Here is a 16,103-nt window from a genome sequence, read left to right as displayed (position 1 = left end):
TATCAATGGGGGGTAGCGTTATTGAAAAAATTGCCCAAACGAGTTGGGTGCGTATCCAACACAATGCCTGCTTGAGTGGAGCTAATAGCACCGGACTCAAACATTCTATGAACAAAATCGACTATCCCACCTAAGTAGCTTTTCTTAATTACATTTTGGTTTGGACCGCCGCCATCTTTGTTGCGTTCGGCCTTTTTACTACTAAGCCATTGCTCGTAATAGAATTTACATAGCTTCCTGTATGCACTACTTGTAATTTTGTGAAGTTGAAAAAGGCGATATGCAACTTGAGTACTGCTAACTTTCTTAGCTAAGGCAAAGTCACTTATGTCTTTGGATAGTTGAGAAAACAGTTCGGTTGCCGGAGAAAAATATTTTAACTCATGATCACTCAATAAAACGAGGCTCGCGACCCTATCACAAAACCTTTCAACTTTATCTTCGCCTACATCAGCACTGATGCCTGTCTTGCCCAATAAGACGTGAGTTAGCTCATGAAGTAGAGTGTATGCTCTGGAACTTTTTGCTTCCTGATGATTAATAACAATAAATGGAGCTATTTCATCACTGATAGCGAAACCGCGAAACGTACCGACCTCAACATCACTGTGATAGTTGCCTAAGTTTCCCTTTATCAGTACAAAAATTCCCTTTGCTTCAATTTTCTTTCTTAAATAATTAAAGGAGCGTCCATAATCAGTGCCTTTTCTGTACTCGGTGAGAGTAATGTCAAATAACTTTCTTATTTTTGTAGCGGCAGTTTCTGGTTCCATGCTCATGTTCAAAGAGCCAATAAACTTCAAATGCTGAACTTCATCTTCAGTCACCAAAAGCTCTTTGATCATGCTTTGCCTAGCTACAACATTAGAGAGTATTGCTTTCACTATGTTGTTTTGCCTAGGATCACTAGCACTTTCAGGCGTTCTAAAGTCTTCTCCAACACTAGTAGGAATCGGAGGCTCATTGAGGTAATAAGTTAATACAGGCTTACGGTAAGTTGTTTGTGCTTTAGTAAATGAGGATTTAGATATTTCTCCAGTTTTCTCGACGTGAAGTAATTTTTCAGCAGCTGAACTTTGCTTACTATCTTTATATCCGAGCTTAAGCGCTGCATCTTCCAAAGAAAGACCACAATCTTCTCTCGCCCAAGTAAGCATTTTTCCGTTAACTTTTAACACTTTCCTTTCCTGCTAATTACTTTTTAAGACCCTACGACACCGTAAGACATACTTCGATTACTTTGTATTTAGACCATAAAAAGCGATAAAATTCGTCAGAATTTTAACAAACTTCTTCAAACACTTAAGTGCAAATATACCCGTCACTACCGTATAAGTCTCAAAATTATTCATCGATCATTTTTACCGACTAAAAACTTTTAATCCTATACACGCGTCAATACCCAATGCCTCACAATACTGCACATACTCATGTACTGACAAATTTCTCTGTCCCTTCTCCACTTTACTCACAAACTGAAAAGGTTCGTTCAACAACTCACCAAGCTGCCTAACGGTTAGTCCTCGATCGAGACGGGACTTTTTAAGCCAAGCAATCAGCTTCTGGTAACTCTGATGGTTTGTTGATTTTATCATTTGTCCCCAAAAAAGTGACAAAGTGTTTTGTCCCTATTATGATGACAAACATGATTGTCCCGAAATTGGGGACTTATGGTAACTTTACCGCTATTTCCAGAGCCTTACCCAAACGAGCTGTTCTACAGCGTACTAGCTCGTTATAAAGTTCGGTGTGGCTTACTGCCAGACAAGTTACTGCTGGAGGACGTTTTCAGAAAGAAGACTGTTATCGCATCACCAGAAATGCCTAACGGCATAGCTCGTGCCGTTGAGAATGTTAGACCTTCTACGATGTTTTCAGCAACAGACATCATAAGTAAGCACACATTATTTCCTCTTTATACCGCTTTCAGCGAGGCCAGAATTAAAGAAAAGATGTTTACTCAAATGCTTGCTTGTAAAAACAACACATACACAACGAGTTTAGGTATAGCTACATGCGCACTGAAACAGAATCATTTCTTTCGATACTGTCCAGTTTGCGTTAAGGAACAATTGGAGTTTTTCGGTGAACCTTTTTGGGACAGGCGCTGGTTTGGACTATTTACGAATTGCTGTCACGTTCATGGCGTGCACTTCGTTTTAACAAACGATGTTATTCATGGTTTGAGTCGACATACGTTCCGACCTTTATTGGACGAGCTAGCTTTCTGTTCCGAAACCCAAATCAATATCAAATATGCTTTCTGGCAGGAAGAACTAATCGCCAAGGCGACCATGCATTTGGTGCACAATCATCATCAGTTCAGTTTTCCTCAACTAACTAATTTTTATCATCAGCTTGCCCTAGAAAGAAATTTCAACCGAGGCCATTACTTAAGGCTAAACGACATCTCACATTTTATTAAAGGCTACTGGACATGGAGATGGCTAAAGAAGCTGGGTTTTACAAAGTCATATTTTGACGGCAATGTCGCATCACTTTTCAGAAAACACAGAAAACAACATATGTATGTGATGCATATGATTGCAGCACTACCCTTTTTCAACGGAAATATCGGTAATTGGTGGGACGCTCTTACGAATTCACCGATCCCTTCAATACAACACCCAAAAAACTATAGCAAAAGCTCATTTCAGCATTCAGAAGAAACGTTGGAAAATTGGAAACATGCATGGTTAATTCTTTTACGGCAGCACGGACCGAAAGCCGCCCGGTATTCAAACTGTGATAGTGAGAAGCTTTATACTGCACTCTACAGGGCTGACAAACGCTGGTTGTTGCAGGTTAATCATCAGCACAGAGTTCAGCGAAAGGGTGATCTGATCAGAGTTTCTTGGCAGAAACGTGACTTCGCGATGTGTAAGCTATTATTTCGTGCACTATACGAAGAAAATGACATTTACTCACCACGGCGGTCGAGGAGATGGTTTCTTTCGTGCTTGCCCAATTCGGCGACTATAGAAAAAAACCTCCGCCAACTTCCCTTAACCAACAAATTTTTAAAGGTTTACAGTGAGTCTTATGAAGACTATCAATGCAGAAGATTGCTCCAAAGCGCTCGCTTTTTTACCGCCAAAAATATACGCGTAAATCCATGGAAGCTATACCGAGCCGCTAGAATAAATACACAAAGATCAATATCATCGGTCGTAACAACAACATGTGGCTGGTGTATCGATTGGATAATAAAAAATACAAAATAAAAGGTATAGAGGATAACGATGAGTTACTTTACCTCGGTAAGCTTTTCAGGCCTGCAAATAAAGCTGACTGGTATATACAGGTCAGATTCAAGAATTCAGAAATAAAATCTGTTTTAGCTTCTCTTATCTCAGATCTTGCTGTCGGACGGCAATATAACAGAACAGAAAATGCTCAAAGTCCGACACAAATAACAACGTTCGCGTGGCGAAAAATTGTTGGTAACAAGAGTGGCGTGGATCTTCAACTTCCACCAGTAGACGGAATCAAAAGATTCGAGCGCTATTTAATAGTTGAAACAAATAAGGGTTATGTCGCGATACCTCAGCTAGAACTCGCAAGAATACTATTTCTCCAGAATAGTAAGATATTTCACTATGCTCTCGAACCAACATCGTTAGCTATCGACTTCTATACTTTCACACCAGACTCGGAAAACCTTATCGTTCAGGTCAATCCGACAGCCCAACTAACAAAAGGTCAGTTTGAGCGAATTTTCAATGCCAATAAATTCGCTTATACGCTGGCAGATAAAGCAGGGCGCAAGGCTTTCTTATCGATAAACGAAAATTTTCTGAAATATCGAAAATCGATTAAGGGCACAACACATTCAAACCGTGATACCTACTCTACGTGGTGGACGTTTGGTTTCGACGCTCCATCACTCCATGGTTGTGTTTTAAGCGTAAAAGTACTTAAGTACGGTGGTATTTTCGGGCAAAATCCGATTCAAATCGTCAGCGAAATAACAAGCTTGAGCAAAGTTCCTCACTCACTTCCAGAGACCATTCGGTTTGTTAGTCGTGACTGGTTGACTACCACAGTCAAAAAGTCAGATGATACTAAGCGTGAAGAAGGCTCCACACCTGAACTATATGAAATTGATGACGAACAAAGTGCGAGCACTTTTCTGCCCGCGAGAATCGTTGAGTCTAAGAGCAGTTCAGAATTTTCTCTGGAACCATCGCGATCTGCCAACACGCTTACTAAAAGCGGAAAGATACGGCTAGTTGTGAATGATACTGAGCGAGAAGTTTCTGGGAGCGACATTGCTAGTACGGATCTGCCAGACATTTTAGGATTAGCTGTGCCAGTGAGTACGTCAAGCAACACCAGCGACATGGCTGACGTATCAGTTTTTGACAAATTTAGGGAAATGGTCAATATAATTGCACAAAAGCCACATTTTGCACTAGCAGGATTCGAAACAAAGCAACTAAGCAAGGTAGGACACTCAAGGGTACACCTTAAGAAACCAAACAAAGCACCACGACTATCTGCAATAGCTCATTTACGAGACACTTCAACTCTGGAATCTTTTACATTGATAGAAATTGATTTGAGTGATTACATTGCCGCTGACAATTGCAGCAAAGACACTAAGCATCTATCAACTCTGGTATTCAAATATGGTTGCTTAGATGAAGCTAGAAGTAGGGTCGATCCAATTCTTTTATCTTTGGTAGATAACTCGCTTAATTGGCCGAGAGAATTCCTAAAGAAGAATAAAATAAAATCTGCTTTTGCACGTCACCCACCTAGCCTAAGCTCTTCGCCTTTTAATATGAATAAACAGCTAGTTACGAAATGGGCAAACGATACAATTAAAACCATCAATAGAATATAAATGATGCTAGTTTACAGAAAGCATGTAGCGAGAGACCGACATCGAAGCTAGGTAGTTGTGTACTACATGATGTGTTACAGACGCATGGTGGAGGTCGGTATTCGCCCCGCATATCAGCGTTTTTACGCTAACGGCAATGCGAAGAGCGATCTGGCGCGGTTGCGGTTTTTTATGGTGAATCAGCCCTTAAGGGGTCACTTACTGAATTTTTTGCTTAAATCATGAGCAATAGCTATAGTAAAGCTGAGGATATTGTACTGTCGCAATACCAGTGAGAGGCGTTTCCAGCGCCTTCCACTGGCTCCTTTCTGATTATTAGACACTTTCGTGATGGGCAATCCCTCTGAACGGACTGACCGATTAAATCGGATCCATACCTTTAAATTGGTAGGTCAGATATGACCTGAGTATAACCTTTATAGTTGACACCAAACGACGTAATAGAGGAATCTTAATACTGTGTATTGTTGCGTCACCGCGCAGCGTCAAGCCGCCTGTGGTGTTCGTACCAATTACGGCCACTAAAAAAGGTAGCGAGACGCTCTAAATATTTCGACTGTTGGCGGCTATGCAACTGTCTAGTGACCTCTAACGAGTCTTAAAACACATTATCAAAACAACATAATCAGTGCGCCCGCTATCATAAATAAATTTTCAGATAGCGATACAAAACCAAGGGGAACGCTGCTGTCACCACCGACACAAGCACATTTTAATTCCCGTTTATCAATATACACCGCTTTGAAGACAGATATTGCACCCACTGTTCCAATGAATAATGAGAAAGGAGCTACTGCCAGCGCCGGCAGTTGGGCAACCATCCCGATCCCTGCATATGCTTCTATAAATGGGTAAATATAGCCATATCTTATCCATTTCATCGCTAACAAATCATAAGTGATAAAAGAATTTGTAAAGCTGTATAAATCTTTTAATTTTTGCACCGCTAAAAAGGTCATCGAAAATGCAATAAATAGCATCAAGGTTCTGATAGAAATATAAGAACCAGCAACGAAGTATTGTACGGCTATAGCCAGAAGTGCTGCTACTGAAAATATGACGATAACAGGCGTGTACGTCGTACCCGTTTGCCCTGCTTCACCTTTATTGAAATACTCTCTCAAATCATCGTACCCGCCAACTCGTTGGCCGTCGATAAAAGCTTGTGGGGTCGTTTGTACATCATGCTTGGCTTTAAATTCGTCAGCTTCTTGTCTAGAGGTGAGTTCATGATCTTCTACTTCATATCCTTGCCTCTCTAACAAGTCTTTGGATCTCAAACCATAGGGACAAATATGCTCATCAGTCACCATTCTATATAGTTTAACTGTTTTACTCATCTTCCCCTCCTTTTCCGACTTTACCCTCAAACGATGGAACTGGTCTTTGGGATGCTTCAGCCTGTGTGATCGCCTTACCATTGGCTTCAATGTCTTTAATTAACCATTCCATTTCTTTAATTTCCTTGCGCTGGGCCTTGATAATGTTATCGGCTAACTCCCTGACGCGAACGTCTTCAATGCCTGAACGTTCACTAGTCAATATTGCAATTGAGTGATGCGGTATCATCGCTTTCATGTAAGAAGAATCTGCTACCGTTGTCTGAGAGCGAACCAAATAGACGCACACCAAGAATACAGATGCCGCCCCAATAAAAATCGCTGTATTTATTTTCTTATTGGTGTACATTCCCAGCATAAACGCCAACATAATTATGGCCATCCCCGCCCCCATATAGAGCGCCATATACGAGCGTGTTTCGCTGAACCAAATATGCGAAACAGTATAGGTGTTAAGATACATCATAATGAACATTGCAATAGTAGAGGTGATAATCATCGCTGCAAACTTGGAATATTTCATTAGCAATCCTTATTAAGATTTGTAAACTTTACATAAATCTGGCCGTACTTAAGCCATTTAAAACCAAATTCTTGAATTATAGCAAATAGCGAACCAACATTATGAACCTATGAGGGTTTGACAGTTTGAGTTAAGCAGAGGGGATCAATGGTTTTAGCAGTTTTAATCGCACTAGTTGGCGTCTTAGCGGCCTGTTTGACACATTACTATGTACTGTACGGACTTCAACGGTATTATGTAAAATGTGACTGCTGTCTTTCGGTATGGCAGGCGATGCTTGCATTACTTATAATATTTGCAGTACATATTGTTGAGTCATTTTACTTTACAGGCATATATTGGGCTGCTCACCAACTCCTTGAGCTTGGTGAATTTACTAAAGCGTTTAAACCAATTTTCAGAGATTACTTTTACCATTCATTAGTGACTATGACGACCCTAGGGTTGAGTGAGTTCAACCCCGAAGGCCATATTAAATTCATCACAGCGATGCAATCACTTCTAGGCTTTATGATGCTGACATGGTCTGCTACGTTTTATTACAAACTTTTTTCGCAAGAAATTCCAAACAAAAAAAGCAATTAAACTCTTACGAACAACAGCACGATTTCACGGTTTTCCGACATATATCAATTAAGTTGCGACAAGCTTTAGCGCACTCCTGATAATACTGGGTTCCATTTTTTCTCAAAGCTTCGCACAGATAACACTGTGGTGAAGTCAATTTTATTCTCAGTCTTTTTTACCAATAATTTAATGAGACCAATGAATGTGCTTGATTTTCCATTCACCATTTTGTTTTTCCAGCACCATTGTTTCCATACCTTCGTAATCGCGCTCTTTACCCTTGTAAGAGCCTGTAGTATGACTACGCGAGGCCGATATCGCAGTATTACCAAGAACTGTCACTTGGTGCTCTAATGTTTCGCTCTTCATAGCCGCCAAGTACTTCATGTCAGACAACATATGATGATGAGCGTATTCGTCTGCGCTTCTTTCAACACGACCGCCCTCATAAATGGTGACATCATCAGCTAATTGAGCACGCGCAAGCTCTTTGTTACTTGTTTCTAACGCTTCATGAAAAGCTAATACAACTTTTGCAGCTGGGGTATCCAGCCCTTTAAGCATTCCTTTATCTTTTTGTTTGTCACCATGAGCGTGAACTACAAAGCTAACCGTCATTAATAAAACGAGTAGTATATTTCTTTTTTTCATTTTCATTCTCTTTTCAGGTTTAATTTACAGGGCCGACAATACTAGTAAGCACTGCTGTTACAGATAAAATGGCAATAGCTACAAACATTTCAATTGAGATTGATTTGGATAATGTTTTTCTGTCATCATTATTTTTGAGCTGCGGGACTAATTTCAATTTATGTGTAGCGGCTATCTTCATTACGCAAATCACTAACAACAATTTAACTAATATGGTTTGTCCATAATTAGTAAATAGCAGAGCATCTAATCCACCCACCAACTGAATTGCCAATAATAAGCCAGCGATTAAGAGCAGACTTACCATGACACTAGCTTGTTTTCCAAACCTTTCCATCAATTGATAAAGCTTTTCGAATTCCAACTTATTGCAGGCTTTTTTAAGAGGGTAAAGGGCACCAAACCACCACGCCATTACAATGACATGCACCATTAATAGACCTTTTTCAAAGACCCCCATGACGGAAACGTGTCCAGCCAAAGTAAATGAATAAGAAAGAAAAAATAGACATATGACAAGCACGGCGTTTAAGACAAATTTAGTAAGCTTCCAAACACAAAATTGAGAAGAAATTACTACTATCGCAACCCCAATCAGGCCAATCAAGCGCCATAGTGTGGTATCGCCTATTGACGAATCCCACATGATACTAATCATATCTAGGTCTAGCGCTCCTACTATTCCTTCTTCAACCATTGCGCCAGTGTTAGCAAAGAACCAAATTGCATTTGCTAGAAAAGCTATTAAGGCGGCAATAAGGGTTATCTGACTAAATGATCTTCTTTCTCCATTTTCCAAAGTATTACCGCCGTACACATTGCCAAAAAATGTATATCCAGCAATACAGGCAAAGCCAACGTAGAACGCAGTTTTCGTCAGCACTATGACCGTATTCCAGATATAAATTTCCATAGTAATTACTCTACTTAATTAATGAACCATGAAGCCAAAGTTGTCCTTCATCTTGTGACCATCTTTACCTAAGAAAGTGACATCTACGATGTAATTGGCTGGAGCCAACTGAGGTAGCTTCCATGAGAATTCACTGCTCGCTTCTTTTGAAGGTTGAAAGCCAAACTTTACTTTTTTTCCCTGCTTATTTTTTAACGATACTTTGACTAAACGCACTTCTTTACTGAACTTAAGTGTAAGTTCCTCTGGGGATGTCATTAACATTGCATTATCCGAAGGCGAACTTTTTTCAAGATTTACGTGTGCGAACACAGCGCTACTAATAACAACGCTGATTACCGCTAAGATTTTGATTAATGCTTTCATATTTACCTCTTTTAAAATTTATGGTTTAACGACTAAATTTAGCTTTTTGATAACTCTTGATTAAAGAAATTTATTTCTCTCTTTTTAACAATTGAATAAATAGCAGGCAGTACAATGAGAGTTAGTAACACTGCACTCGTCATCCCACCGACCATAGGTGCTGCGATGCGACTCATGACCTCCGAACCAGTGCCTGTTCCATATAAAATAGGTAATAGACCGATGATGATTGTTGCCACGGTCATCATGACAGGGCGTACACGCAAACCAGCGCCATGTAACAAGGCATCTTGATAATCTGCGTCAGAAATCTGTTCTGCTCGCTCGGTCGCTTTTTCCTTGAGATCTGTAAGAGCTTGATTCAAGTAAACCAGCATGATGACTCCAATCTCTACGGCAACACCTGCTAGCGCAATAAAACCAACACCTACAGCGACGGAAAAGTTAAATCCTTCCAAATACATTAGCCATAAGCCACCAATCATTGCCATAGGTAATGTCACGACAATAATGGCTACTTCGCTAAACGAGCGGAAATTCAAATAGAGCAAGATCAAAATAATGGCTAGCGTTAAGGGCAAAACAAATGTCAATTTTTCTTTTGCTCTTTCCATATATTCATACTGCCCAGCCCAAGAGATTGAGTAACCTGTTGGAATTTCTAGATTTTGCTCAAGGTACTCTTTAGCATTCGCTACATATGTCCCGACATCCACGCCTTCGATATCAATAAATGACCAGCCATTAATGCGAGCGTCTTCACTTTTTATTCCCGGAGCGCCATTCTCAACACGGATATCTGCTACATCTCCCAATGCGATACGCTGATCATTCGGAGTAATAACAGGCAATCTAGCGAGTTGCTCAGGCGAATCTCTATAGTCTTGTGGATATCTTAAATTGACAGGGTAACGCTCTTGTCCCTCCACAGTTTGAGTGACATTCATGCCTCCAATAGCCGTCGATACCACCTGCTGAACATCAGCAATATTTAACCCGAATCGACTCGCCTTTTCACGAGAAATATCTATCTTGATATAACGGCCGCCAGCTACACGCTCGGAATAAACCGATGCTGTTCCCTCTACCGCTGGTAACAATTGTTCAATTTGCTGACCTATTTCTTGAATCTTATCAAGGTCAGGTCCTGCTACCTTTATTCCAACAGGAGTTTTGATACCCGTCGCTAGCATATCTATCCGGGTTTTTATTGGCATCACCCAAGCATTTGTTAAGCCGGGTAATTTAACCAATTCATCAAATTCAGCTTTTAAACTTTCAGTGGTTACTCCGTCTCGCCACTGCTCTTGTGGTTTCAACTGAATGAATGTTTCAATCATCGTTAAAGGGGCAGGGTCAGTGGCGGTTTCAGCACGACCAACTTTGCCAAAGACGGTCTCGACTTCAGGCACTGTGCGAAGTAACTTGTCCGTTTGTTGTAATAATTCGCGAGCTTTACCAATGGATATGCCGGGGTAAGTTGTTGGCATATACATCAGGTCACCTTCATCCAATGGCGGGATGAATTCACTACCAATCTTATTAACAGGCCAAAAACCCACGGCGGTAACCAATAACGCAATTACAATGGTTGATTTAGGGAATTTCATAACCTGTCTTAACACAGGCATATACAGAGCGGTCAGTACGCGGTTCAATGGGTTTTTCTTTTCCGATATAATCTTTCCACGAATAAAATATCCCATAAGAACGGGAACCAGAGTTATTGCCAATCCAGCGGATGCAGCCATCGCATAGGTTTTAGTGTATGCAAGAGGGGCAAACATTCTTCCTTCTTGAGCTTCTAGAATAAAGACTGGTAAGAATGACACTGTGATAATAAGTAGACTGAAAAACAATGCTGGACCAACTTCACTTGCAGCTTTAGCAACAATTTGCCAACGGTTTTCATCCGTCAATGGCACGCCCTTTTTATTAAGAGCTTCCATGTGCTTGTGCATATTTTCAATCATTACAATTGCACCGTCCGTCATGGCTCCTATCGCTATTGCAATCCCACCTAATGACATAATATTGGCATTGATACCTTGCATGTACATGATGATAAAAGACACCAAAATTCCTAAAGGCAAGGTAATAACTGCGACAATGGAAGAACGTAGATGAAACAAAAATGCCGCACAAATTAGTGCAACCACAATTAGCTCTTCAATCAATTTATCTGATAGATTGCTAACCGCTCGTTCAATTAACTTAGATCTGTCATAAACAGGAACAACTTCAACACCTTCAGGCAAAGAGGCTTTTAATGATTCAAGTTTTTCTTTTACACCGTCAATTGTTTGCTGTGCGTTTTCTCCAAAGCGCATTACCACGACGCCACCAACAACTTCGCCTTCACCATTTAACTCCGCTATCCCTCGGCGCATCTGTGGACCCAATCCAACATCAGCTATATCGCCAATACGCAATGGCGTACCCTGCTCATTAACGCCTAACGGTATTTTTTCGATGTCACCAACGGATTGAATATAGCCAGTGGCAGTTACCATGTACTCAGCTTCGGCCATTTCAACAACAGACGCACCTGTTTCTTGGTTACCTCTTTTCAGCGCCATTTGAACGTGAGTCAATGGTATGCCGTAGGCTCGCAACTTATCTGGATCAACTTGAACTTGGTATTGTTTAACCATGCCACCAATTGCAGCGACCTCAGAAACTCCCGGAACCGTTTGAAGCTCGTATTTTAAAAACCAGTCTTGGATACTTCGCAACTGACTAAGATCATGATTACCAGATTTATCAGTGAGCGCATATATATAAACCCAGCCCACACCTGTTGCATCAGGCCCTAGCTGTGGTTTTGCTGAATCTGGTAAACTCGAAGCAACTTGACTCAAATACTCCAACACACGACTCCTTGCCCAATAAAGGTCTGTGTCGTCGTCAAATATGATGTAGACATATGAGTCGCCAAAGAACGAATAACCTCGAACCGTTTGTGCTCCCGGTACTGAAAGCATCGCAGTAGTTAAAGGAAAAGTTACTTGATCTTGTACTACCTGAGGTGCTTGTCCCGGATAACTCGTTTTGATAATTACTTGAACATCTGACAAATCAGGAAGCGCATCGACAGGTGTATTTTTTAACGCAAATATTCCACTAAATGCGATGATAAGCGTGGTTAATAACACAAAGAAGCGGTTACCCACTGACCATCTAATTATTGATTCAATCATTCCTAATCTCCCTATTTAATGGTTCGAATGATCGACAACAGCTTTCTGTTCATGATTTGTCTCATGTTCGTCGCTGTTTTTTTCATTTGCTTCAAGGGAAATTTCAGTGATAACCAATTCATCTCTCACTTCAAACGTGAAAGTGACGTTGTCACCAACATTAAAGTCAGCTATTTCTATATTTTCCGCGACGATAAAATCCATCGTCGCAGCAGGTCTATCCCACTTCTCTATTGGGCCTCGACTAATATTGAAAGTGCGATTGCCTAAGGTTATTTCATTAATTAAACCTGAGACTGTTGCAGAGGATACTTCTGGCTGACTCATGATATGAATACCAGTTACTTCATATCCACTATCTTCGGTTTTAGACACCTCGAAGTGTAAAGATTGACCTGACTTTAAAGAGTCAACATCAACATTCTCAGCCACATTAAAGTCCATTGTCATTTCCGGCCAATCCCAAGCTTCAGCCGGGCCATGTGTAATATTGACCATACGATGTCCTGTCATGACGCTGTTTACTTCACCCTGCATCCAGATAGAGTTCGGCACCTCATCATGTGTCATACGCTTAAAGTCTGATGACTTACTTGATTCCGAATCAATTAGGAATTGAGCAGACGTAACAACAACATCATCTTCATTTAAACCGCTCAGAATCTCGATACTATCTTTATCAACTCGACCAATAGTTACCTCAATTGATTTAAACTGTCCGTCACCTAAGGCGAGGACGACTCTGTCTTGCTTGCCTGTGCGTATGACCGCTTCTTTAGGAACAATAATCGCACTGTCGGCTTGATTCGCATGGATCGAAACTTGTGCGAACATATTGGGCTTTAATTGAAAATCAGGATTACCAAATTTCAAGCGAACTCCAAGTGTGCGAGTTTTACTGTTTAATGCTGGGTAAACATAGTCAACCACACCTGTCCAATCTTCTCCGGGCAAGTAGTCTAGAGTCATCGATACTGGCAACCCTTCTTTGATAAGCGCTGCATCTCGTTCAAACACTTCAGCCTCTACCCATACTTGGTCAAGTTTGCCGATACTAAGCAAAGTATCTCCCGGTTTCACATAGAAACCTTCTCGTATCTTTAACCCATCTACAACACCTGCTTGAGGCGAATAAAAGGTAATTGTTTGTTGAACTTTTTTTGTTTGCTCTAGTTCTTTAATCAAGCCTGCTGAAAGTTGTAAGGCTTTAAGACGATCTTTAGCTGCCGTAACTAACGAGCCGTTATTGCGCTTTAAGGCGATTAACAATTCTTCTTGAGCATTAACTAACTGGGGAGAATATAAGCTGTAAAGGGGTTGACCTTTTTCTACAGGGTCACCCTCAGCCTTAACGTATAGTTTTTCGATCCAGCCATCAACACGTGGGTGGATATGAATTAGTTTATCTTCGTCATATTGTACATAACCCACCGTAGAGATTTCAGTGTGCATATTTTCTAGCTCAACAGGTGCGGTACGAACACCAAGATTATTCACCACATGAGGAGCGACCCTAACAGCACCGGGGCCGAAGTCATCAGTTGATGATTCATCTTCATACACAGGAATTAAGTCCATCCCCATAGGAGATTTACCGGGCTTGTCCCGGCGGTAGTTAGAATCCATCGGGGCAACCCAATAAAGCGGCTTTTTCTCTTCAGAATTTGTTTTCGGTCCTTCAGAGTTAGGATTTAGGAATAAACCCAATGTCCCAGCACCTATTGCTGCACCAATGATGATCGCGATAATTATTTTTGTATTAGATGACATTATTTCTCTCCGAATTTACCAGTGTGTGCGGGTGCTGATTTTGAATGTGACTGTGCGAAGAAATAATTGATACGAGTTACTGTTTTCAATGCATCAACATCTATTTTTAGTGCGGAAATTCTGGCATTAAGCATTGCGATTCTAGCTCGAACAACTTCAGAAAAATCACCATCATCGTTGGTATAAGCAGTCAACGAAGCTTCTGCTTGGTCGTGGGTTTGCGTAAGCAATTGTTCTTTATATATTGACTGCCTTTCTGATAGTCTTTTCAGCTGCCTTAGCTCTTTTTCAATTTCGCTAATCATTTGTTTTGTTAACAGCAATTTCTCTGTTCTGACAGCTTCTGTTTCCGCGATTGATGCGGCAACTTGTTTATCTTGTCTATTTTCAGTGAATAACGGTAAATCAAACGTCACACCAACAGAAAACAAGTCTGCTCTATTATCTCCTGATGGCATATCATCACGATAGGCATAGCTGGCGTTTACTCCCCACTGGGGCTTATATTGTTGTTTGGCTATATCAACAGCTGTTTCAGTCACTTTTTTCTGAACATCAATTGAGCGAATCGCAGGGTGATTTTCTAATTCTAATGCCAGAGCATTTCGCGAATAATGAGCCTTCTTTAAAAATGCGGGGGTTTGCAATCGAATTTCAGGTAGAGTTTCTGAGACATTGAATGCCATTGGTTGCGCGTCAAAATCAAACGCTTTTTCATAGTTACTGTCATCATAAAGATGAAGCCATTCGTTTAGACGAGCAATTGAGGTTTCTAATTTTTGCCTCTGGACTGTCAACCTATCTTCCAATTGAACGATTTCTAGTTGTGCTCGAATGACATCTTGTTGTCTTGTTTTTCCAATCACATTTGAGTAACTGGCTTTTGCTATCTCCGCCATCTGCTCAAATAGTTCCCAATCGTTCTCGATTAACTTAATGGTTTGTTGCGCTAGAAAAGCGTCTAACCAAAGTTGGGAAACTTCACTTTTCAATTTCGCCTTACGATTTTCGCGTAACAGCGGGTATTTAGTTGATTCGATTTTTAGCTGTTGTCGTTTGAGTTCCAAACTATCTCCTCTAGGAAACATTTGAGAAACTCCAACTTTAAATTGAGTCATACCTTCCTGATCTAAGTTCCATGTATCTGTTGGTAAATTCATCATGCCCACAGACATAATAGGGTCAGGCAATGTTCCAGAAGCTATACTGTTATACTCAACAGCTTGCTGTTTCAACTTGCTGCCGTGCAGCCAAGGGTCATTTTGCTGTGCTAATGCTATCGCCTGATCAAGTGAAATGATCTTTTCTGCTTGGGCATAAAATGCAGAAAACCCGATCATTAAACTAACAGTAATCTTTAACAGACTTGGAATTCCAAATTTCATTAGAATTGCTCCTCATAGGTTTTCACCTCTGCATACACTTCGCTAGTACCATCTTTAAATAGAATCAACACGTTATAAGGCATAAAACGTTCACCTACTTCCATCCCCGGAGAGCCAACAGGCATCGCTGGGACTGACAAACCAATGGCGTTGTTGTGTTTTTCAGCTAAAAATTGTTTTATGAATTTGGCAGGCACATGCCCTTCAAACGCAAAGCCATTTCTAGTAACGGCTGTATGACAAGAGCGATAATTAGGTTTGATACCGTACTTAGTTTTTATATTGGAGATGTTGCGGTAATCTTTGGAGTGCGCAATCACCCCTTCATCTTCAATATGGGTTATCCACTTTTTGCAACATCCACAAGTCGGAGTTTTGTAGACTAATAACTCGATTAGCTTTGCTTCGACATGACTTTCATGATTATGCTCGGTAGCGTGAGTAAACGCTGGTATTAGCAGTATAGCTACCGCTAACTTAAAAAATAATTTGATCATTTTGCCCCCAGACAATGCTGGATAAAATATAGGCGCAATAGC

At 40.7% G+C, this 16,103-nt stretch carries 14 protein-coding genes; 3 read left to right on the top strand and 11 right to left on the bottom strand.

The window, feature by feature from the left end:
• Positions 1–2: 2 nt before the first annotated feature.
• Together ACYTPF_RS11260 and ACYTPF_RS11255 are read right to left on the bottom strand one after the other, a co-directional pair.
• Positions 3–1,178: an ImmA/IrrE family metallo-endopeptidase gene (locus ACYTPF_RS11260; RefSeq protein ID WP_118491409.1), complete on the bottom strand. Its 1,176-nt coding sequence runs from the start codon at positions 1,176–1,178 to the stop codon at positions 3–5.
• Positions 1,179–1,361: 183 nt separating this feature from the next.
• The gene (locus ACYTPF_RS11255; RefSeq protein ID WP_162889826.1) at positions 1,362–1,595 is read right to left on the bottom strand and encodes a helix-turn-helix domain-containing protein; all 234 of its coding nucleotides are present in this window, start codon (positions 1,593–1,595) and stop codon (positions 1,362–1,364) included.
• Between the two features lie 75 nt (positions 1,596–1,670).
• Between ACYTPF_RS11255 and ACYTPF_RS11250 the strand changes: the two genes are divergently transcribed.
• Both ACYTPF_RS11250 and ACYTPF_RS11245 read left to right on the top strand, forming a co-directional pair.
• Positions 1,671–3,224, top strand: a complete 1,554-nt coding sequence (locus tag ACYTPF_RS11250) for a TnsD family Tn7-like transposition protein (RefSeq protein ID WP_118491404.1) — start codon at positions 1,671–1,673, stop codon at positions 3,222–3,224.
• Positions 3,200–4,849 (top strand): Tn7-like element transposition protein TnsE, encoded by a 1,650-nt coding sequence (locus ACYTPF_RS11245; RefSeq protein ID WP_147402508.1) that lies wholly within the window; start codon positions 3,200–3,202, stop codon positions 4,847–4,849. Before ACYTPF_RS11250 ends, ACYTPF_RS11245 begins: the two co-directional genes overlap by 25 nt.
• Before the next feature lie 611 nt (positions 4,850–5,460).
• Here ACYTPF_RS11245 and ACYTPF_RS11240 read toward each other — a convergent pair.
• Both ACYTPF_RS11240 and ACYTPF_RS11235 read right to left on the bottom strand, forming a co-directional pair.
• Complete coding sequence (locus tag ACYTPF_RS11240; RefSeq protein ID WP_118491400.1) at positions 5,461–6,189, bottom strand: MauE/DoxX family redox-associated membrane protein; 729 nt, start codon at positions 6,187–6,189, stop codon at positions 5,461–5,463.
• A complete protein-coding gene (locus tag ACYTPF_RS11235) occupies positions 6,182–6,712 on the bottom strand; it encodes a DUF305 domain-containing protein (RefSeq protein ID WP_118491398.1) in 531 nt (176 codons plus the stop codon). The genes ACYTPF_RS11240 and ACYTPF_RS11235 overlap by 8 nt, the downstream gene beginning before the upstream one ends.
• A gap of 147 nt (positions 6,713–6,859) precedes the next feature.
• Here ACYTPF_RS11235 and ACYTPF_RS11230 point away from each other — a divergent pair, with 147 nt between their 5' ends.
• Positions 6,860–7,297: an ion channel gene (locus ACYTPF_RS11230; protein ID WP_147402509.1), complete on the top strand. Its 438-nt coding sequence runs from the start codon at positions 6,860–6,862 to the stop codon at positions 7,295–7,297.
• A gap of 168 nt (positions 7,298–7,465) precedes the next feature.
• Here the strand turns inward: ACYTPF_RS11230 and ACYTPF_RS11225 are convergent, their stop codons facing one another.
• The 7 genes from ACYTPF_RS11225 to ACYTPF_RS11195 are packed head-to-tail and all read right to left on the bottom strand — an operon-like array spanning position 7,466 to position 16,061.
• Positions 7,466–7,936, bottom strand: a complete 471-nt coding sequence (locus tag ACYTPF_RS11225) for a YybH family protein (protein ID WP_040816290.1) — start codon at positions 7,934–7,936, stop codon at positions 7,466–7,468.
• A 13-nt stretch (positions 7,937–7,949) separates the two neighbouring features.
• Positions 7,950–8,843, bottom strand: a complete 894-nt coding sequence (locus tag ACYTPF_RS11220; protein ID WP_118491396.1) for a copper resistance D family protein — start codon at positions 8,841–8,843, stop codon at positions 7,950–7,952.
• Between the two features lie 18 nt (positions 8,844–8,861).
• A complete protein-coding gene (locus ACYTPF_RS11215; protein ID WP_009575238.1) occupies positions 8,862–9,209 on the bottom strand; it encodes a copper resistance CopC family protein in 348 nt (115 codons plus the stop codon).
• A 38-nt stretch (positions 9,210–9,247) separates the two neighbouring features.
• Positions 9,248–12,409: an efflux RND transporter permease subunit gene (locus ACYTPF_RS11210; protein WP_461852258.1), complete on the bottom strand. Its 3,162-nt coding sequence runs from the start codon at positions 12,407–12,409 to the stop codon at positions 9,248–9,250.
• A 15-nt stretch (positions 12,410–12,424) separates the two neighbouring features.
• Positions 12,425–14,179 carry an efflux RND transporter periplasmic adaptor subunit gene (locus ACYTPF_RS11205; RefSeq protein ID WP_338853900.1) on the bottom strand — a complete coding sequence of 585 codons (1,755 nt, stop codon included), beginning with the start codon at positions 14,177–14,179 and terminating at the stop codon, positions 12,425–12,427.
• Entirely contained in the window at positions 14,179–15,564 is a 1,386-nt protein-coding gene (locus ACYTPF_RS11200) for a TolC family protein (protein ID WP_338853901.1), read from the bottom strand. The genes ACYTPF_RS11205 and ACYTPF_RS11200 overlap by 1 nt, the downstream gene beginning before the upstream one ends.
• Positions 15,564–16,061 carry a DUF411 domain-containing protein gene (locus ACYTPF_RS11195; RefSeq protein ID WP_024017190.1) on the bottom strand — a complete coding sequence of 166 codons (498 nt, stop codon included), beginning with the start codon at positions 16,059–16,061 and terminating at the stop codon, positions 15,564–15,566. The genes ACYTPF_RS11200 and ACYTPF_RS11195 overlap by 1 nt, the downstream gene beginning before the upstream one ends.
• Between the last annotated feature and the right edge of the window lie 42 nt (positions 16,062–16,103).

The organism is Alteromonas sp. HB246098, assembly GCF_054890645.1.
Note: the sequence above shows the minus strand (reverse complement) of the source record. Positions and strands in the feature narration are given on the sequence as shown.